Source organism: Nocardia sp. TBRC8007 (assembly GCF_056629435.1).
On the sequence record NZ_JBWSOR010000014.1, the window covers coordinates 17,214 to 35,460 of the forward strand.

An 18,247-nucleotide genomic window follows, 5' to 3' on the forward strand; every position below is an offset into this window, starting at 1 on the left:
ACCCACCGATTCGACTACGGTAGCGGCCATGTCCCGAAAATTCAGCTTCACCGTGCCATACGCTGTCCCGGTCGAAGATCTTCACCGGGCACTCACCACCGAGGATGTCTGGCTGGCCCGGCTCGCTGGTGCCGAGACGGCGACACTAGAGGTATCGCAGCCCGCAGGCGCGGGCACCATTCGTATCCACATGACCGAAAAGCCCGCCGCCGACAAAGTTCCCGCTTTGGTGCGGAAAGTGCTGAAGGGTGAGCTCACTTTTTCCCGTACCGACAACTGGCAGCCGCTCGTGGGTGAGGTCGCCAAGGGCACATTCGACGCTACCACTGGCGGCATCAACAGCGACATGTCCGGAACCTACGAAATGCGTTCCGCTGCGGAAGGTTCCGAGATCGAGGTGGTAGGCGTCGTGGAAGTGAAGGTGCCCATGGTCGGTGGCGCCATCGAGCGGCTTGCCGAACAGTTACATCACCGGGTGCTCAACGGTGAGCAGAAATTCGTCGAGGAGTGGCTGACCACCGAGCCGACCGGCTGATGCATCCGGGGAGGTCCGTTGCCCTGCTGCGTACCGGGGCAACGGACCTCGACCGATCGCGCCTCGACCGATCGCGCGCAGTCGCTCGGCGAGTGCCACGGCGATCTTTAGGTGAACGGCTCCCGCTCGTCGAAGCGCAGAGAGGCCAAGCCCGCGACCCGCCAGGCTCGCGCGGTCACGTCCACATCCTCGTCGGTGACGAGATTGCCCATCACACGAACGGCCGTGCGCCCCAAGTATTTCGAGCGCAGCATCGTAGGCCCGCCGAGTGGAACCACGCGGGGATGAGTCGCCAGGCCCGCGATCCGGCGTGCGACCGAGAATGTGCGCCCATAGCGCGCCCGCAACACCTGGGGCCAGATTGTGGTCAGGTCGGGTTCATCCAGCAGATCGGCCAGGATGCGCCCGCCCTCCAAGCCGTAATCGATGCCTTCGCCGTTGAGCGGGTTCACACAGCCCGCGGCATCGCCGATCAATACCCAGTTACGTCCAGCGATGTTGGAAACCGCACCGCCCATGGGCAGTAGCGCCGAGGCCACTGCCCGTGGTGAACCCTCGAATTGCCATTCTTCTCTGCGTAATGTGGTGTAGTGCGCCAGCAGTGGTTTGAGTGCGATGCGCGAGGGCCGTTGTTGCGTAGCCAAAGATCCGACACCGATGTTCACTTCGCCGTTGCCCAGCGGGAACACCCAGCCGTAGCCGGGAATCAGCTTGCCGGAGGCATCGCGTAACTCCAGGTGTGAGGTCATCCACTGATCATCGCTTCGGCCGGATCTGATGTAGGCCCGTGCTGCCGTGCCATAGGCGTACTGTCGGTGCCAAGCGCGGCCGAGCAAGCGCCCGACCGGCGAGCGCACCCCATCGGCGACCACCAGAGTCCGGCAGGTGATTGTTCGCATGCCCGCAGTCGTGTGTACTGTGACACCAATCACTCGATCACCTTCGAGTGTTATATCCACCACGCGTGTTTCGTCCACCATGCGCGTGCCGGACTTCACTGCGGTCTCGCGCAGCTTGTCATCGAGTTCGGTCCGTGGAATAGCACTTCCGTAGCTGGGGAAGGAACCGTTAGGCCAGCTCAGCAGGACCTCATGCCCGAAGCCGGTCGCCCGGAGGCCGCGATTGACCAAGTGTTCGCGCACCCACTCGCCGAGGCCGAGTCGCTCCAGTTCTGCGGTGGCGCGCGGGGTTAAGCCGTCACCGCAGGTCTTATCTCGTGGAAACATTGCGGCGTCGATGAGCAGCACATCTCGGCCTGCGCGCGCTGCCCAGGTGGCGGCCGCTGAACCCGCGGGGCCCGCACCGACGACCAGAACCTCGGTTCGGCGGGGCAATACGTGCTCGTCGCCCGCGGGAGTCGTTTCTGGTGCACCCATGCGTTCAATACTGGCAGGGGCGTCACGCTCCTGTCGACGGTGGTCGGTTCCGGATCGTCTGCGGTCACCGATGGTCGTAGTGGCAGTAGCCGGTTCGTCCCAGAACGATGGTGCGATGAGCCTTCGGCTGGAGGCGCGCTAGATTCTTTACCGTGGGATCGGACGCATCGCTGGGAGAAGAGATGAGTAGATCAGCCATGAACGAGCACGGCGAGCGAGCTACGGACGCGGCGCCCGATACGGACGGCGGAGGTGAGTGTGAGGAGCCTACCGTGGTCGCGGGCATCGATCTCGGTGACCTCGAACTCGCTGCGACGGTGCGCACCGGCCTGAACAAGGTCGAGCAGCTCTTGGTCGACGAGTTGTCCGGCGGTGCGGAATTCTTCCAGGAGACAGTGCTGCATCTGGTCGAGGCGGGTGGTAAGCGATTCCGTCCGCTATTCACCATCCTCACTGGGCAGCTCGGCCCTAGACCGAGCGATCCTGCCCTGATTACCGCGGGTACCGTGGTCGAACTGGTGCATTTGGCCACGTTGTATCACGACGACGTGATGGACGATGCCTCGATACGCCGCGGCGCTCCGAGTGTGAATTCTCGGTGGGGTAACAATGTCGCGATCCTCGCGGGGGATTATCTGTTCGCACACGCATCCCGGCTCACTTCTACTCTCGGCCCCGACGCGGTGCGTATCATCGCCGAGACTTTCGCCGAACTCGTCACCGGGCAGATGCGCGAGACCATCGGTGCTCACGAGTCCCAGGACCCAGTCGAGCACTACTTGCGCGTGGTGTGGGAGAAGACAGGTTCGCTCATCGCTGCCGCAGGGCGGTTCGGCGGCACCTTCTCTGGTGTCGAACCCGAGCATGTCGAGCGATTGGCCCAGCTCGGCGATGCGGTCGGGACGGTCTTCCAGATCTCCGATGACATCATCGACATCTCCTCGGTCGCCGAGCAGTCCGGCAAGACCCCCGGTACCGATCTGAAGGAAGGCGTGCATACCTTGCCGGTGTTGTATGCGTTGCGCGAAGCGGGCACAGAAGGCGACCGTCTGCGCACGCTGCTCGCCCGCCCGTTGGAGACCGACGACGAGGTCGAGGAGGCGCTCGGGTTGCTAGCCGGTTCTCGCGGCATGGTGCTGGCCAAGAAGGAGCTGCAGGCCTATGCCGACCTCGCTCATGCCGAGCTGTCCGCCCTGCCGCAGGTTCCGGCCAACGACGCGCTCGCTCGGCTGGTCCGCTACACCGTCGAACGCGTAGGTTGAGCTATCGGCCGGGTGGGCGGCATGTCCATGGTGACCTACGATTCGGTGACCTACGATTTCTATGGTCGGTGTGAGCGTCGGACACGGTACACCTCAGCGAACTTTCCGGTCGGCCCGGAACCTTGATCGGGCATTCATCGTTGACATTGTGTAAGGCGATCGACGACGCGGTGGCACCGAGCCGGGCCAGAGATGACAGCTGACTCCCTGAGTACATGGGTAATTCGCCGGGTACAACCAGAAAGCGGCTTTCGACGCAGGACCTGAATGCGACTTCGTGCCATCCAGCCAGTACGGCCTGAAGGCTCGGAGAGGTGGAGATGCGCAGATGCACGGGTACGCGAATGGAATGAAAACCTTCGGACTGATGGTGGGACTTTCGGCCTTGATCGTGTTCGCGGGGGCGATGTTCCGTAGTCCGACGATCTTGGTCGTCGCGATCCTGCTCGCAGTGGGGACGAACGCGTACGCGTACTTCAACAGCGACAAGATCGCGTTGAAAGCAATGCGCGCGCAACCGGTCAGCGAGCTGGAGGCGCCCGGCATGTACCGAATTGTGCGCGAGTTGGCCACCATTGCTCGCCAGCCGATGCCCCGGTTGTACATCAGTCCGACGAACGCACCCAACGCGTTCGCCACCGGACGCGATCCTCGGCATGCCGCGGTCTGCTGCACCAGCGGTATTCTGCAGATTCTGGATGAGCGAGAACTGCGCGCGGTGTTAGGGCACGAGCTCTCCCATGTCTACAACCGCGACATCCTCATCTCTTCGGTCGCGGGCGCGCTTGCCGCAGTCATCTCCGGCCTGGCCAACCTCGCTTTCTTCGCCTCCATGTTCGGCGGCAATCGCAACGGCGAGGGCCCGAACATCCTTGGGGTGCTACTGGTATCACTACTCGGCCCGATTGCCGCGACTCTGATCAAACTGGCTGTTTCCCGCTCGCGCGAATTCCAGGCCGATCAGTCCGGTGCCGAACTCACCGGTGATCCGCTGGCCTTGGCCTCCGCCTTGCGTAAATTGGAGCGAGGCGTTCAGGCTGCTCCGCTTCCGCCGGAGCCCCAACTCGCGGCGCAGTCGCACCTGATGATCGCCAACCCGTTTCGGGTGGGCGAGCGGGCTGCGCGCTGGTTCTCCACGCACCCGCCCATGGCTGAACGCATCACCCGCCTGGAGCAGATGTCGGGTGGTCCGCACTGGTATTGATCTGCTGATATCGAGAGGCTGCGGCCTGCTGAACGCGGCTCACTCCAGTGATTCGGCTCGACATCAGCGGTAGTTGACGAACTGCAGTGCGATACCGAAGTCCTCGCCCTTCAACAAGGCGATGACTGCTTGGAGATCGTCGCGTTTCTTACTGCTCACTCGTAGCTCATCCCCCTGGATCTGCGCTTTCACGCCTTTGGGGCCCTCGTCACGGATCTTCTTGGAGATCTTTTTCGCGCGCTCGGAGTCGATGCCCTGCACCAGTGATCCTGTGATCTTGTACACCTTGCCGGAAGATACCGGCTCGCCTGCGTCGAACGCCTTCAACGAGATATCGCGGCGAATCAGCTTCTCCTTGAACACCTCCAGTGCGGCTTTCGCTCGCTCCTCAGCTTCGGCGGTGAGCACGATTTTCTCCTCGCCGGACCATTCGATGGATGCGCCGGTACCTCGGAAATCGTAGCGGGTGTTGAGTTCCTTCTCCGCCTGGTGCAGGGCATTGTCGACCTCCTGTCGGTCGACCTTGCTCACGACGTCGAAAGACGAATCAGCCACACTGCGCTCCTGTTCTGATGATCGGTGATCAGCTGAACCGGATGTCCCCGGCTATCGCCAGTTCTACCCGGAAGACCTGAGAGTAGTCGTGTCGCATAGCCGATAGCCAGCCGGTTTGCATTAGGGGTGTGGGTTCGATGTATTCTGCTCAGCGCGCAGAGACAATGCGCGAACGGCAGGTTGCCCGAGCGGCCAATGGGAGCAGACTGTAAATCTGTCGGTGAAAGCCTACGTAGGTTCGAATCCTACACCTGCCACCGCCGTTCACTGACCGAGCCTTGCGCACGTACCCTGTGCGCAAGGCTCACTTCGTACGTTGCTCGCTTCGTGCTCCTGGTCCGGGCACTTCCCTATGTCTCACTACGCCGAAGGCTGCCCTGGACCTCCCACTCAGTGGTCGATCGCCTCGGTGGTTGACCGCCCTGTCGGGACCGATCCGCCCCGCAGGCGAGCGGGTGCTCCCGCGCGGGGGGCAAACGAGTTTCCGCGTGGTCGCAACACAGCAAAAAAGTATGTGAGCAGCCGGTTTGGTGGTAAGACTGGTGAGTGTGTAATCTCGTTCAAGACTTCACCGCGCCGAAACTGAGCGTTCGGACTCGGCGCGAAAGTAGTCATGCCCCCTTAGCTCAGTCGGCAGAGCGTTTCCATGGTAAGGAAAAGGTCAACGGTTCGATTCCGTTAGGGGGCTCGCCGGATTGCCGGTGGTGACCGACTCGGCATCGCTCCCGTAGCCGCGGGTTGGGCTCGGCACCATGGCAATGCGACGCCGTGGCGGTGTAGCTCAGTCGGTAGAGCAAACGACTCATAATCGTTGTGTCGCCGGTTCAAGTCCGGCCATCGCTACCACAACCGATCAAGCCCATCAGGTACCGGAAAGAAGGCATATCGTGGCCGCGAAGTCCACCGATGTCCGGCCAAAGATCACCTTGGCCTGCGAGCAGTGCAAGCATCGCAACTACATCACCAAGAAGAACCGGCGCAACGATCCGGATCGGCTCGAACTGAAGAAGTTCTGCCCGAATTGTGGCACGCATCGGGCGCACCGCGAATCCCGCTAGTTCCGCTACGCACTGCTGCGTGGTGTAGCACCCGGGGCATATCCCGGATATCTCGGGCCGTGGTACTGCGAGGGCCGGACGAAGTCCGGCCCTGACGCATTTCACGGTGTGGGTGTGGTGGTAAAAAGTTCCGCGGACCCCAGGCGACGGGGTCAGATAGGTACAGTCCTCCCGTGACAATCAACACCGGTACAGACGAAACAGTCCACGCGGGTGCGGAGTTCGACCCCGCGGCCAACGCCGCGGCTATGGTCGGTCACCACTACCGTGTCGACGACTACTACGAGGTCGGTCGCGAGAAGGTGCGGGAATACGCACGTGCCGTGCAGGACTACCATCCAGTGCATTGGGACGAGAGTGCGGCGCAAGAGTACGGCTACGACAATCTGCTCGCGCCGACCACCTTTATTTCCCTGGTCGGGATTCTGGCGCAGCGCAGACTATTCGAGCGGGTCGTCACCGGCTACGACCTCAGCCAGATCATGCAGACCGACCAGATTCTCGAGTTCCACCGTCCGATCCAGGTCGGCGACCGGCTCGTCTGTGATGTCTACCTGCACTCGTTCCGGCAGGCATTCGGTGGCGACATCATCGTGACCAAGAACATTGTCACCGCGCAGAACGATGAACCGGTGCTCACCACCTACACCACGCTCGTCGGCCGCAGTGGCGGCGATATCGACCCGAATCTCACTGCCGCTGTCAGTAACGTGTTGATGCACGGCATCGGTGAGGGCGTGCCGGAAGACCACTCGGGCGACACGTCGGTGTCCATGAGCCGAGCGCCCGTGCGGATCGACCCCGTTACGAATGGGAAGCAGATGCGCGCCGAGCACGTTATCGCTTTCGCCGATGTCCAGGTCGGCGACGAGCTTCCTCCGCGCACCGTCCGGCTCACTCGTGGTGATCTGGTGAACTATGCGGGTGTCTCCGGTGACGCGAACCCGATCCACTGGAGCGACGAAGTCGTGAAGCTTGTCGGTCTGGATGATGTCGTCGCGCACGGCATGCTCACCATGGGTCTGGGTGGCGGCTTCGTTACCTCATGGCTCGGCGATCCCGGTGCGGTCAAGGAATACAACGTCCGATTCACCAGTCCCGTATATGTGGGCACTGATGAGGCCGCCGAGGTCCAGTACACGGGTAAGGTGAAGTCGGTCGATCCGGAGAGCAAGACCGCGGTCGTCGCGATCGTAGCGAAGTCGGCCGGGAGAAAGATCTTCGGCCGCGCGACCGCGACAGTGCAACTGGCCTGACCAGGTCGAGCGCTCCGGATTGGCGAATAGCGTCCGCAGTAACGTACACTCGGACCCCTGGGGTCGCCAGCCGCTGCGCGCTGCTCTGTAGGGCTGGTTCCACGCGGTTCGAACGGATCGCCAACGGGGCCGGCAACTGCCGGAGTAGCGCGCGTGTTATGTGACACCGGGTATAACCGAATATCGAACAGTGGTCGGACAGCCGATACCATCCGACCGAAGGGGCGTAGCTCAATTGGCAGAGCAGCGGTCTCCAAAACCGCAGGTTGCAGGTTCAAGTCCTGTCGCCCCTGCCCTGGATGCCAGCGACGAGAGAGGATCGACGTGAGCGACGAGCGGGACACTCGCCGCAGTGCGCGTGCGGCCGACGAAGACGATGGCACTGCCGCAGCGATTCGGCCGAGTGGTAAACGATCTGTCCGGCGGGCTCGCGCCGCGTCTTCTCCGCAGGCCGACACTGGTGCGATCGCAACACTCGACCGGCCATCGCAGAAGGCGGCCAAGACAGCCGATCGGGCCGCACGCAAGAGGCCGGGCAATCCGTTCAAGCGTTTGATCAAGTTCCTGCGTGAGGTCATCGCGGAACTCCGCAAGGTGATCTGGCCCAATCGGAAGCAGATGGTCACCTATACGAGCGTTGTTCTGGTGTTCGTGGTCTTCATGGTCGCGTTCATCAGTGGGTTGGATCTGGCGTTCATCAAGGGTGTCAGCTGGCTGTTCGGCTAGCTGAACAACGCTGACGCCGGTAGCTGATCCCGGGGTAGAAGCGGGTGGAGGCAACTGCGCCGTGCTCGCCTCGGCGCGCAGAGGATGTACGTGACGACACAGGAAGCGAGTGCCCCAGTGAGCACCCCGGAGAACGACACACACAACGAGTTCCCGGTCGAAGACGCGGTGGCAGGGCCTGCCGATACCGTCGAGGAGCCCGCGGCCGACGAGTCGGTGGACTCAGCGGCCGCGGAATCGGCGCCCGCTGAGTCCGCTTCAGCCGCTCCTATCGACGCCGCCCCAGCTGATCCTGTAGCCGAGATGAAAGCGGCGCTGCGACGCTCTCCCGGCGAGTGGTATGTGATCCACTCCTACGCGGGTTATGAGAACAAGGTGAAGACCAATCTGGAGACCCGAGTGCAGAACCTGGGTCTGGAGGAGTACATCTTCCAGGTCGAAGTACCCACGGAGGAAGTCACCGAGATCAAAAACGGGCAGCGGAAGAATGTCAACCGCAAGGTGCTCCCTGGTTACATCCTGGTCCGGATGGAACTCAACGACGAGTCGTGGGGCGCGGTACGCAACACTCCTGGCGTCACCGGGTTCGTCGGCGCCACCTCGCGCCCGTCACCACTGTCCATCAACGATGTGGTGAAGTTCCTCGTCCCGGCCACGGAACAGAAGAAGAAGCCCGCTCCGGCCGCCACGGCGCCGCCCGCTGAGGACACCAGCGGAGAGGTCGCGCCGAAACCGGTCATCGAGGTCGACTTCGAGGTCGGCGAGTCGGTGACTGTGATGGACGGTCCCTTTGCCACGCTGCCCGCCAGTATCTCCGAGGTGAACGCCGAGCAGCAGAAGCTCAAGGTACTCGTGTCGATCTTCGGTCGTGAGACCCCGGTCGAGCTGGCGTTCACCCAGGTGGCAAAGATCTAGGTTCCGTCGATCCTGGTTCAGTCACCGACGGAACGAATCGGCCCGCACCGCGGGTTGGTTCGCTGCGACTTGCAAAGAGCAAGGACAACAAACACTGACTTGCAAAGAGCAAGGACAACAAACACTTAGGAAAGAAAGATGCCCCCCAAGAAGAAGAAGCTCGCCGGGATCATCAAGCTCCAGATCCAGGCCGGCCAGGCGAATCCGGCTCCTCCGGTGGGTCCAGCGCTCGGTCAGCACGGCGTCAACATCATGGAGTTCTGCAAGGCGTACAACGCCGCGACCGAGTCGCAGCGTGGCAACGTCATCCCGGTCGAGATCTCGGTGTACGAGGATCGGTCCTTCGACTTCAAGCTGAAGACGCCACCAGCGGCCAAGCTGCTACTCAAGGCTGCGGGTGTGCAGAAGGGTTCGGCGGAGCCACACCGGAACAAGGTCGCCAAGGTGACTATGGATCAGGTGCGTGAGATCGCCCAGACCAAGCAGGAAGATCTGAACGCCAACGATATCGAGCAAGCTACCAAGATCATCGCGGGTACTGCGCGTTCGATGGGCATCACCGTCGAAGGCTGAGCGACCAGGCTCGTGAGCGAGCTGAGCAGAAAATCGGTGGGAGGGTCGGCCAGGCCCGAGAACCACATCTGAACCACGAATACCCCGGCGCGAGCGATGGGTGCCCTTCGTGAAACGAAGGACCTGGAAGCGCCGCCGACTGGACTAAGGACAGAGAAACATGGCAAAACGAAGCAAGGCGTACCTCGCCGAGGCTGCGAAGGTCGATCGCAGTAAGCTCTACTCTCCGCTGGCCGCCGCGCGCTTGGCGAAGGAGACCGCCACTACCAAGACCGATGCGACCGTCGAGGTCGCCGTGCGTCTCGGCGTGGACCCCCGCAAAGCCGATCAGATGGTTCGGGGCACGGTCAACCTGCCGCACGGTACTGGTAAGACTGCCCGTGTCATCGTATTCGCCGCAGGTGAGAAGGCGGCCGAGGCCGAGGCTGCCGGCGCTGACGCGGTTGGCGCCGAGGACCTGATCGAGCAGATCCAGGGCGGCTGGCTGGATTTCGACGCAGCGATCGCCACCCCGGACCAGATGGCCAAGGTCGGTCGTATCGCGCGCGTCCTTGGCCCGCGCGGTCTGATGCCGAACCCTAAGACAGGTACAGTCACCACCGACGTGACCAAGGCCGTCAACGACATCAAGGGCGGCAAGATCAATTTCCGGGTCGACAAGCAGGCTAACCTGCATTTTGTTATCGGGAAGGCGTCTTTCGACGACAGCAAGCTGGTGGAGAACTACGGTGCTGCGCTGGAGGAAATCCTGCGCATCAAGCCGTCCACCGCCAAGGGACGCTATGTCAAGAAGGTGACGGTTTCGACGAACACCGGACCGGGCATCCCGGTGGATCCGAACCGCACCCGCAACCTTTTGGACGAGGATGCATAGGCAGTAGCTGAGCCTATTGCGGCGGCGGGAACGCTTTTCGCGCTCCCGCCGCCGTCTTGTATTATTCGGCGCAGTCTGCTGAGCGCTGCTAACGTGTGAAATAAGTCACGTATCGTAACAATTCGGTTGCGACATCGCCGCGCCAGAGAAAGCGCTGGGACTTGTTTTGGCTGGTACCCGTTTTGCCAGAGAGGAGTCCGGCCAGGTACATTGGCAGTCAGTTATCGACAAAGTTCGATCGCTACCCAATCCGTTCTACCGAAGACCGTTGGTCGCCGTTCCCGTATGGGTTCGGTCGAAGGTCCGGCGACATTGCCGGCGGCCCACGCAGGGAGAGCCGAGGCTGGGAATTGATCCGGATATGCTCCGGACCGGTTTTCTGTTACGCCCCGGAACGCTCTGCGTTCGGGGCGTTCGTTTTGTCGCCGGCCCCTGATCGGTAGTTCGTGTATACGAACCGACCCTCAGAGAGGAGGCGAAGTATGGCGAACCCAGAGAAGGTCACCGCGGTCGCGGAGATCGCGGAGCAGTTCAGGAGTTCGACGGCCACTGTCGTTACGGAATACCGTGGCCTGTCGGTCGGTAAGCTCACCGAATTGCGGCGCGCGCTCGGCGTCGACGCCACGTACTCCGTCGCCAAGAACACCTTGGTCAAGCGGGCTGCCGCCGAGGCGGGCGTGGAAGGCCTCGACGATCTGTTCGTCGGACCGACCGCGATCACCTTCATTTCCGGTGAGCCGGTCAACGCGGCCAAGACCCTGAAGACCTTCGCCAAAGAAAACAAGGCGCTTGTCATCAAGGGTGGCTACATGGACGGTGCCGCACTGTCCGTGGCCGAGGTCGAGCGGATCGCCGACCTGGAAACTCGCGAGGTTCTGCTGGCCAAGCTGGCCGGTGCGCTGAAGGGCAACCTCACCAAGGCCGCCGGCCTGTTCAATGCTCCTGCCTCGCAGGTGGCTCGCTTGGCCGCCGCGTTGCAGGAGAAGAAGCAGACCGAAGAAGGCGGAGCTTCCGCCGAGTAATACCAGTATGGGTGACTCGTCCGTAGCTTGCCCTCATAGACATCAACTACCGAAAGGAAAACAACAATGGCCAACGTTGATGAACTGCTCGAGACCTTCGGCAACATGACCCTGCTCGAGCTGTCGGACTTCGTGAAGAAGTTCGAGGAAAAGTTCGAGGTCACCGCGGCTGCTCCGGTTGCAGTCGCCGCTGTAGGCGCTGCTGCCGCCCCGGCTGAGGCCGTCGAAGAGCAGGACGAGTTCGACGTCATCCTCGAGGGTGCGGGCGACAAGAAGATCCAGGTCATCAAGGTGGTCCGTGAGATCGTTTCCGGTCTGGGCCTGAAGGAAGCCAAGGACTTGGTCGAGGGTGCCCCGAAGCCGATCCTGGAGAAGGTCGCCAAGGATGCCGCCGAGGCCGCCAAAGCGAAGCTGGAAGAGGCCGGCGCCAAGGTTTCGGTCAAGTAATTCCAGGTCGAAAACGTACCGAACGGGTGGCCCTCTTTTTTGGGGCCATCCGTTCGGCTTTTCCAACAACATGATCACTGCGATGAATAACTATGATTTTGCGGGTTACTCTTCAGTCAGGTTAGGGTGTGCCCGGCCTCTCTCATGGGTTACAGTGACCGGGCCCACTATGACGTGATGCACCGCGATGGTCGAGCGCGCGGGGCGCAGGGTGGGCGGATCGCTGAGAATTGTGGAGGTCGTCGTGGGCGTCGAGGTCAGGACCGAAAGTGTAACCAAGTCCTTCGGTCCGCAGCGAATCTGGCAGGACGTATCTCTGACATTGCCGTCGGGTGAGGTCAGTGCGTTACTGGGCCCGTCGGGTACCGGTAAATCGGTGTTCTTGAAGTCGCTGATCGGTTTGTTGCGGCCGGAACGCGGCTCGATCTACATCGATGGCACTGATATCACCACGTGTTCCAATAAGCAGCTCTATGAGATTCGCAAGCTGTTCGGAGTGTTATTTCAGGACGGCGCGCTGTTCGGCTCGATGAACTTGTTCGACAATGTGGCCTTCCCGCTGCGCGAGCACACCAAGAAAAGCGAATCCGAGATCAAGAAGATCGTGATGGAGAAGCTGGAGCTGACCGGTCTGCTCGGGGCCGAGAACAAGCTGCCCGGTGAGATCTCCGGCGGTATGCGCAAGCGTGCCGGGCTGGCCCGTGCTCTGGTACTCGATCCGCAGATCATCCTGGTCGACGAGCCGGACTCGGGTCTGGACCCGGTGCGCACCTCGTATCTGAGTCAGTTGCTGATCGATATCAACGCGCAAATCGACGCCACGATCCTGATTGTCACGCACAACATCAACCTGGCCCGTACCGTGCCGGACAACATCGGCATGCTCTTCCGCAGGCAATTGGTCATGTTCGGTCCACGTGAGGTGCTGCTTACCTCGGACGAGCCGGTAGTCAAACAATTTCTCAACGGCCGTATGATCGGCCCGATCGGCATGTCCGAGGAGAAGGACGAGGCGCAGATGGCGCGCGAGCAGGCGCTCGTGGACGCCGGACATCACCATGGCGGTGCCGAGGAGGTCGAGGGGATCATCCCGCAGATGCGAGCGACCCCGGGCATGCCGGTGCGGCAGGCCGTGCTGCGGCGTAAGGAGCGTGTCCGCGAGATCATGCACACGCTACCGAGCGCCGCCCAGGACGCGATTCGCGAATCACTCGCGGAGAACGACGACACTCAGGTGATCTCGTACAACAGTGGTGACCTGGCGAGTTACCCGGGTACCTCGTATGAGACAACCGCACGCCATAACCCGACCAGCGGGTAACACCGGCAATGGTGGACTCCACCCTGACGCGCTGGCGAACCCCTCTGAGTTCGGGGTTTGCCCAGGTCGGCAGTATCTTCGCGCTGATGATCGACGTCGTGCGCAAGACATTCCGCCGACCCTTCGAGTGGCGGGAGTTCATCGAACAGTCATGGTTCATCGCTAGCGTCTCGATCCTTCCCAGTGCTTTGGTCGCGATTCCGTTCGGCGCGGTCGTGGCATTGCAGACCGGCTCGCTCATCAAACAGCTGGGCGCCGAGGCATTCACTGGTGCTACCAGCGTGCTGGCAACGGTCCAGCAGGCAGCGCCTGTCGTCACAGCGCTGATCATCGCGGGGGCGGCCGGGTCCGCGGTGGCCGCGGATCTCGGCTCGCGCACTATCCGAGAGGAGATCGACGCGCTGGAGGTACTCGGCATCGACCCTGTGCGGAAGCTGGTGGTGCCACGGGTACTCGGCATGATGCTGGTGGCATTGCTGCTCAACGGACTGGTCTCGGTGATCGGCATCGCGGGTGGGTACTTCTTCAACGTGCTGTTACAAGGGGGCACTCCTGGCGCCTACCTGGCGTCGTTCTCCGCCCTCGCGCAACTGCCTGATCTATGGATCGGTGAGATCAAGGCAGTAGTTTTCGGCCTGATCGCCGGCGTCGTCGCCGCGTACAAGGGGCTGCATCCCAAGGGGGGGCCGAAAGGAGTCGGTGACGCAGTGAATCAGTCCGTGGTTATCACATTCTTGGTGCTGTTCTTCGTAAATCTCATTTTGACCCTGGTGTACCTACAGATTGTCCCGGCCAAGGGTTCCTGATCGATGGCCACGACCTATCGACCTCCGGTCGCCAGGACTATGCGCCGGGTGGGTGAAGTTGTTCGTGGTCCGCTGAATGTCATCGATCGCGCGGGCGAGCAGATGTCGTTCTACTCGCGGGCTATCGCGTGGATCCCACGTACCATCGTGCATTACCGCAAGGAGGTCATGCGGCTGCTCGCGGAGGTTACCTTCGGCAGCGGCGCACTTGCGGTGATCGGCGGCACCATCGGTGTCATTGTGTTCATGTCCGGATCGATCGGTGTTGTCGTCGGCTTGCAGGGCTTCAAGGCTCTCGACGCACTCGGTAGCTCGGTGCTCACCGGTTTTCTCACTGCCTACATCAATACTCGCGAGATCGCGCCGCTAGTTGCCGCACTGGCGCTCTCGGCGACAGTCGGCTGCGGTTTCACCGCACAGCTGGGTGCTATGCGGATCTCCGAGGAGATCGACGCGCTGGAAGTGATGGCGGTGCCAGGTATACCGTTCCTGGTTACAAGTCGTGTGGTCGCCGGGTTCCTCGCAGTGATTCCGCTGTACATTGTCGGCCTGCTCGGTACTTTCCTGGCGTCGCGGATGATCAGCATTTGGTTCAACGGGCAGTCCAGTGGCTCTTATGACCACTACTTCAGCCTTTTCCTACCACCGGAGGACGTGCTCTATTCCTTCCTCAAAGTGCTGATCTTCGCGCTAGTGATCATCATGGTGCACTGTTACTACGGTTTCCATGCCACTGGCGGCCCTGCGGGTGTCGGCGTTGCGGTGGGCCGGGCGGTCCGCGCCGCGATCGTACTGGTGAATGTAATCGACTTCTTCCTGAGCCTCGCGATCTGGGGCACCACGACTACGGTGCGGGTGGCCGGATGAGCTACGGGACGCAGACTTGGCGCTCGATGCGGAAACTGCGCGTTCGGGTGCTCGGTATCGCCTTCTTCGCCGTGGTCGCGCTGTTTCTGTGGACGACGATCGCGATTTACAACAAGCAGTTCGTGCGGACCGTGCACGTCGACTTGGTGACCGACAGTGTCGGCAACGCGTTGACCCGCAACGCGGATGTGAAGGTGCGTGGCGTCACCGTCGGCGAGGTGCGTTCCAGCCGTTCCGAGGGGGGCGAGGTGACGTTGGCCTTGTCCATTGATCCGAGCAAAGCGAGCCGGATTCCGGTCAACGCGACCGCGCGGCTGCTACCCAAGACGTTGTTCGGCGAGCGCTACGTAGACCTGTTGATCCCGGAAGTTCCCAGCTCTCAGCACCTGACCGATGGCGTGAAGCTGTACCAGGATGCCAGTGGAAACTCCATCGAGCTGAGCAAGCTGTTCGACGACTTGTTGCCTTTGCTACAGAATATTCCGCCGCAGGATCTCGCTGCTACCTTGGGCGCTTTGGCCCAGGCGCTGGATGGGCGGGGTGCCGCACTGGGCGAGAGCCTGGACAAGCTGGACGAGATCTTCCGTGGGCTCAATGGCGTGCTTCCGGATCTGCGGGCGGACCTGCGTAGCTTCGCCCAGCTAGCCGCCACATATTCCGATGCGGCTCCGCAGCTGATCCAGGCACTGGACAACCTGCGCACGACCAATGCCACGATCGTGCAGCGACGTACCGACATCGATGTGCTCTACGCGACGCTGACGCCGACCTCGTGGAGAACCGCGAACTTCTTGATCGCCAATCGCGACAACATCATCGACCTGGCTGCCGATTCCCGGCCCGCGCTGGAAGATCTGGCCTACTACTCACCGAACTACGCCTGCACACTGGCGAACTTCGCCAAGTTGAAGCCGCGCATCGACAAGATATTGGGCGCGGGAACCGACCGGCCCGGCTCGCGAGTGACTATTGAGCTGGTCAACACTCGCGGCAGGTACCTACCCAATCAAGACGAACCGCGTTGGCTGGACACGAGGGGACCGTGGTGCATCCCCGAAATGCCGTTGGGTATCGATCCCGGTCAGTACCTCGCAGGCCCGAACAATGATGGCTCCTACGCAGTGCCCAGCCGTAACCCCGGTGATCAGGAGGCAGGCAAGCTCCAGCCGCCGCAATACGCGGTTTACCCGGCGAGCAATACACCGACAACAGCTGGGTCGCCGATGGAGCGGCAGTCGCTCGCCGCGATCTACGGCGTGGCCACCGGTATGGCGCCGGATCAGGTGCCGAGCTGGGTGACCTCGGCTGGTGCGCCCGCGTTCCGCGGAAGTGAGGTGAGCGTGCGATGACGCAGCGCTCGCGTGGCCTGGGGGGGTCGCTGAGCAAGCTGATCATCTTCATTGTGGTGACTGTGTTCGTTACCGTCGTGCTCGCTTTGTCCATTGCCAATTACAGTGGCGCCGGCCCGGAATTCAAGGCCAGGTTCACCGACGTGACCTCGCTCAACTCTGGTGACGAGGTGCGCATCGCCGGCGTGCGGGTCGGCAAGGTCACCGATGTCTCGATCGTGGACAAGCGGCTGGCCGAGGTGACGTTCGATCTCACCGACCGGGACTGGCTGCCCGCCTCGGTTACCGCCACAATCAGGTACCGCAACTTGGTCGGTCAGCGCTACATCGCACTGGAGCAGGGGACCGGAGAACAGGGTCGGAAGCTGCGTGAGGGCAGCACCATCCCATTGGAGCGCACCAGGCCCGCGCTGAACCTCACCACGTTGTTCGACGGCTTCCGCCCGCTGTTCCGCACCCTGACCGCAGAGGATGTGAACAAACTCTCCTTCGAGATCATCCAGGTCTTTCAGGGCGAACAGGGCACCATTCACGATCTTGTCGCGACTACGGCAGATCTGACCAACAAGATCGCGGACAAGGACGCCGTGATCGGCGAGCTGACCCGCAACCTGACCGCAGTGCTGGACACCGTCAACGAGCGCGACGACCAGTTCGACCAGTTGATCGTGAATGCCGAGGCATTGATCAGCGGTCTCGCCGCGGACCGTGAAACGATCGGTCGCTCGGTGACCTCGTTGGCGGATCTGACTTCAGCGACCTCTGATCTGCTCGTGCCCGTCCGCCCGACGCTGCAAGGGTCGATCGCCGGTTTGAGTCAGCTCACCGGGACCCTCGACGACCGCCACGACGAGGTGAACGAAGCGCTGTACAACTTGCCGATCAAGATGGAGAAGCTCGGTCGGGTCGGTAGCTACGGCTCGTGGTTCCAGTTCTATCTGTGTGGCATCGATATCGTCGTAGGGCCGGGTGCGGTCGATGCGCCGCAGCTCAACTTGCCCGCCGGGCTGCCGACGATCAACCAGCCGCTGTACACCAACGCGGCGCCGCGCTGTTATGGAAAGGCTCGCTGATGGACGATCGCATCCTGTTCGGCGGGCGCAGCCCCGCGTTCATGGGCATGCTTGGTCTAGCCATGGCGCTTCTGGTGACAGTGTCGGTGTTCTTCCTCGACCGGCTGCCCATCATCGGCGCGGGCACCAAATACACCGCCGAGTTCTCCGAGGCTGCTGGTCTCCGGAAGGGGAACGAGGTCAGGATCGCAGGTGTCAAGGTCGGTTCGGTGTCCGATGTCTGGCTCGACAGTGACCGTGTCGTCGTGGACTTCCGCACCAAAGACGCGTGGATCGGCAACGAGACCACCGCGTCCATTCAGATCAAGACTGTGCTCGGGCAGAAGTATCTAGAGCTGGACCCTAGGGGCTCGGAGACCGCCGACCCGCAGAAGCGGATTCCGTTGTCGCGCACAGTGTCGCCATACGATGTGGTGGACGCGTTCACCGACGCGGCGCGCACGATCGACCAGACCGACACCGAGCAGTTGGCCACCAGTATGCGGGTGCTCTCGGAGGCATTCGCGACGACGCCGCCGGAGATCCGCGGTTCGATCGACGGTGTCGCCCGGTTGTCGGAGACGCTGGCCAAGCGCGACCAAGAGCTGAAGAAGCTGTTCGCCGCGACCAGGCAGACTACTCAGATCCTCGCCGACCGCAATACCGAGTTCGAGCGGCTGTTCGCCTCGGGCGGTCAACTATTCGTCGAACTGAACATCAGACAGCAGTCCATCAAGCAGCTGTTGTCCGGCGCGAAGACGGTGTCGGTCGAGCTGAGTGCGCTGGTACGTGACAACGAGCAGCAGATAGGGCCCGCGTTGACGAACCTGCGCGCCGCGATCGATCTGCTCAACGCTAACCAGCAGAACATTTCCAAGGTATTGGAACTCGCGGCGCCGTTCTACGGTCTCTATGCCAACGTGCTCGGTACTGGTCGTTGGTTCGACGCGGTGATCGTCAATGTGATTCCGCCAGGATTGCCCGAGATCCCTGGCTACCGTCCGCCGATCCGCACCCTGGGAGGTAACTGACGTGGCGGACAGACGGGA

19 protein-coding genes and 4 tRNA genes are annotated in these 18,247 nt (G+C 62.0%); 21 read left to right on the forward strand and 2 right to left on the reverse strand.

From position 1 onward, the window contains the following. The first annotated feature begins 28 nt into the window (after positions 1-28). Positions 29-535 (forward strand): DUF2505 domain-containing protein, encoded by a 507-nt coding sequence (locus tag ACX4ZE_RS13475; protein ID WP_480273745.1) that lies wholly within the window; start codon positions 29-31, stop codon positions 533-535. 107 nt (positions 536-642) lie between these two features. On the opposite strand, the gene ACX4ZE_RS13480 is transcribed toward ACX4ZE_RS13475, so the two are convergent. Next, positions 643-1,911: a geranylgeranyl reductase family protein gene (locus ACX4ZE_RS13480; protein ID WP_480273746.1), complete on the reverse strand. Its 1,269-nt coding sequence runs from the start codon at positions 1,909-1,911 to the stop codon at positions 643-645. A gap of 182 nt (positions 1,912-2,093) precedes the next feature. Here ACX4ZE_RS13480 and ACX4ZE_RS13485 point away from each other — a divergent pair, with 182 nt between their 5' ends. Beyond that, positions 2,094-3,173, forward strand: a complete 1,080-nt coding sequence (locus ACX4ZE_RS13485; RefSeq protein WP_480273747.1) for a polyprenyl synthetase family protein — start codon at positions 2,094-2,096, stop codon at positions 3,171-3,173. Positions 3,174-3,501: 328 nt separating this feature from the next. Then, positions 3,502-4,377 (forward strand): zinc metalloprotease HtpX, encoded by an 876-nt coding sequence (htpX, locus tag ACX4ZE_RS13490; RefSeq protein WP_480273748.1) that lies wholly within the window; start codon positions 3,502-3,504, stop codon positions 4,375-4,377. 63 nt (positions 4,378-4,440) lie between these two features. Here htpX and ACX4ZE_RS13495 read toward each other — a convergent pair whose 3' ends face one another. Next, on the reverse strand, positions 4,441-4,932 hold the full coding sequence (locus tag ACX4ZE_RS13495) for a YajQ family cyclic di-GMP-binding protein (RefSeq protein WP_480273749.1): 492 nt from the start codon (positions 4,930-4,932) through the stop codon (positions 4,441-4,443). Positions 4,933-5,106: 174 nt separating this feature from the next. Between ACX4ZE_RS13495 and ACX4ZE_RS13500 the strand changes: the two genes are divergently transcribed. From ACX4ZE_RS13500 to ACX4ZE_RS13585, 18 genes are all read left to right on the forward strand, one after another. Next, positions 5,107-5,189, forward strand: a tRNA-Tyr gene (locus ACX4ZE_RS13500). 358 nt (positions 5,190-5,547) lie between these two features. Continuing rightward, positions 5,548-5,620, forward strand: a tRNA-Thr gene (locus tag ACX4ZE_RS13505). 82 nt (positions 5,621-5,702) lie between these two features. After that, positions 5,703-5,778: transfer RNA gene (locus ACX4ZE_RS13510), tRNA-Met, on the forward strand. A gap of 41 nt (positions 5,779-5,819) precedes the next feature. Next, on the forward strand, positions 5,820-5,990 hold the full coding sequence (gene rpmG, locus ACX4ZE_RS13515) for a 50S ribosomal protein L33 (RefSeq protein WP_011211653.1): 171 nt from the start codon (positions 5,820-5,822) through the stop codon (positions 5,988-5,990). Positions 5,991-6,169: 179 nt separating this feature from the next. Then, positions 6,170-7,246 (forward strand): fused (3R)-hydroxyacyl-ACP dehydratase subunits HadA/HadB, encoded by a 1,077-nt coding sequence (locus ACX4ZE_RS13520; RefSeq protein WP_480273793.1) that lies wholly within the window; start codon positions 6,170-6,172, stop codon positions 7,244-7,246. 220 nt (positions 7,247-7,466) lie between these two features. Continuing rightward, a tRNA-Trp gene (locus ACX4ZE_RS13525) sits at positions 7,467-7,539 on the forward strand. Between the two features lie 31 nt (positions 7,540-7,570). Then, entirely contained in the window at positions 7,571-7,972 is a 402-nt protein-coding gene (gene secE / locus ACX4ZE_RS13530) for a preprotein translocase subunit SecE (protein WP_480273750.1), read from the forward strand. A 117-nt stretch (positions 7,973-8,089) separates the two neighbouring features. Continuing rightward, the gene (gene nusG, locus ACX4ZE_RS13535; RefSeq protein ID WP_480273794.1) at positions 8,090-8,887 is read left to right on the forward strand and encodes a transcription termination/antitermination protein NusG; all 798 of its coding nucleotides are present in this window, start codon (positions 8,090-8,092) and stop codon (positions 8,885-8,887) included. Between the two features lie 138 nt (positions 8,888-9,025). Continuing rightward, positions 9,026-9,460: a 50S ribosomal protein L11 gene (gene rplK, locus ACX4ZE_RS13540; RefSeq protein ID WP_480273751.1), complete on the forward strand. Its 435-nt coding sequence runs from the start codon at positions 9,026-9,028 to the stop codon at positions 9,458-9,460. Between the two features lie 160 nt (positions 9,461-9,620). After that, positions 9,621-10,334 (forward strand): 50S ribosomal protein L1, encoded by a 714-nt coding sequence (gene rplA / locus ACX4ZE_RS13545; RefSeq protein ID WP_480273752.1) that lies wholly within the window; start codon positions 9,621-9,623, stop codon positions 10,332-10,334. Positions 10,335-10,816: 482 nt separating this feature from the next. After that, complete coding sequence (rplJ, locus tag ACX4ZE_RS13550; RefSeq protein WP_480273753.1) at positions 10,817-11,356, forward strand: 50S ribosomal protein L10; 540 nt, start codon at positions 10,817-10,819, stop codon at positions 11,354-11,356. A gap of 66 nt (positions 11,357-11,422) precedes the next feature. Then, positions 11,423-11,803 (forward strand): 50S ribosomal protein L7/L12, encoded by a 381-nt coding sequence (rplL, locus tag ACX4ZE_RS13555; protein WP_480273754.1) that lies wholly within the window; start codon positions 11,423-11,425, stop codon positions 11,801-11,803. Between the two features lie 187 nt (positions 11,804-11,990). Next, positions 11,991-13,124 carry an ABC transporter ATP-binding protein gene (locus ACX4ZE_RS13560; RefSeq protein ID WP_480273755.1) on the forward strand — a complete coding sequence of 378 codons (1,134 nt, stop codon included), beginning with the start codon at positions 11,991-11,993 and terminating at the stop codon, positions 13,122-13,124. Between the two features lie 86 nt (positions 13,125-13,210). Continuing rightward, complete coding sequence (locus tag ACX4ZE_RS13565; protein WP_480273756.1) at positions 13,211-13,930, forward strand: MlaE family ABC transporter permease; 720 nt, start codon at positions 13,211-13,213, stop codon at positions 13,928-13,930. A gap of 3 nt (positions 13,931-13,933) precedes the next feature. Further along, positions 13,934-14,797 (forward strand): MlaE family ABC transporter permease, encoded by an 864-nt coding sequence (locus ACX4ZE_RS13570; protein WP_480273757.1) that lies wholly within the window; start codon positions 13,934-13,936, stop codon positions 14,795-14,797. Continuing rightward, positions 14,794-16,146, forward strand: a complete 1,353-nt coding sequence (locus ACX4ZE_RS13575) for an MCE family protein (RefSeq protein WP_480273758.1) — start codon at positions 14,794-14,796, stop codon at positions 16,144-16,146. Before ACX4ZE_RS13570 ends, ACX4ZE_RS13575 begins: the two co-directional genes overlap by 4 nt. Next, positions 16,143-17,219 (forward strand): MCE family protein, encoded by a 1,077-nt coding sequence (locus ACX4ZE_RS13580; protein ID WP_480273759.1) that lies wholly within the window; start codon positions 16,143-16,145, stop codon positions 17,217-17,219. The genes ACX4ZE_RS13575 and ACX4ZE_RS13580 overlap by 4 nt, the downstream gene beginning before the upstream one ends. Then, positions 17,219-18,229, forward strand: coding sequence for an MCE family protein (locus ACX4ZE_RS13585; RefSeq protein WP_480273760.1), 1,011 nt, complete (start codon positions 17,219-17,221; stop codon positions 18,227-18,229). Before ACX4ZE_RS13580 ends, ACX4ZE_RS13585 begins: the two co-directional genes overlap by 1 nt. Positions 18,230-18,247: the final 18 nt, after the last annotated feature.

Excerpts from the sequence above, each read along its gene's own strand:
- ACX4ZE_RS13480 (WP_480273746.1), bottom strand. The coding sequence starts at position 1,911 with ATGGGTGCACCAGAAACGACTCCCGCGGGCGACGAGCACGTATTGCCC.
- rplL (WP_480273754.1), top strand. The coding sequence starts at position 11,423 with ATGGCCAACGTTGATGAACTGCTCGAGACCTTCGGCAACATGACCCTG.
- ACX4ZE_RS13560 (WP_480273755.1), top strand. The coding sequence starts at position 11,991 with ATGGTCGAGCGCGCGGGGCGCAGGGTGGGCGGATCGCTGAGAATTGTG.
- ACX4ZE_RS13565 (WP_480273756.1), top strand. The coding sequence starts at position 13,211 with ATGATCGACGTCGTGCGCAAGACATTCCGCCGACCCTTCGAGTGGCGG.
- ACX4ZE_RS13475 (WP_480273745.1), top strand. The coding sequence starts at position 29 with ATGTCCCGAAAATTCAGCTTCACCGTGCCATACGCTGTCCCGGTCGAA.
- ACX4ZE_RS13580 (WP_480273759.1), top strand. The coding sequence starts at position 16,143 with ATGACGCAGCGCTCGCGTGGCCTGGGGGGGTCGCTGAGCAAGCTGATC.
- rplA (WP_480273752.1), top strand. The coding sequence starts at position 9,621 with ATGGCAAAACGAAGCAAGGCGTACCTCGCCGAGGCTGCGAAGGTCGAT.
- ACX4ZE_RS13570 (WP_480273757.1), top strand. The coding sequence starts at position 13,934 with ATGGCCACGACCTATCGACCTCCGGTCGCCAGGACTATGCGCCGGGTG.
- rplJ (WP_480273753.1), top strand. The coding sequence starts at position 10,817 with ATGGCGAACCCAGAGAAGGTCACCGCGGTCGCGGAGATCGCGGAGCAG.
- ACX4ZE_RS13575 (WP_480273758.1), top strand. The coding sequence starts at position 14,794 with ATGAGCTACGGGACGCAGACTTGGCGCTCGATGCGGAAACTGCGCGTT.
- rplK (WP_480273751.1), top strand. The coding sequence starts at position 9,026 with ATGCCCCCCAAGAAGAAGAAGCTCGCCGGGATCATCAAGCTCCAGATC.
- ACX4ZE_RS13485 (WP_480273747.1), top strand. The coding sequence starts at position 2,094 with ATGAGTAGATCAGCCATGAACGAGCACGGCGAGCGAGCTACGGACGCG.
- htpX (WP_480273748.1), top strand. The coding sequence starts at position 3,502 with ATGCACGGGTACGCGAATGGAATGAAAACCTTCGGACTGATGGTGGGA.
- ACX4ZE_RS13585 (WP_480273760.1), top strand. The coding sequence starts at position 17,219 with ATGGACGATCGCATCCTGTTCGGCGGGCGCAGCCCCGCGTTCATGGGC.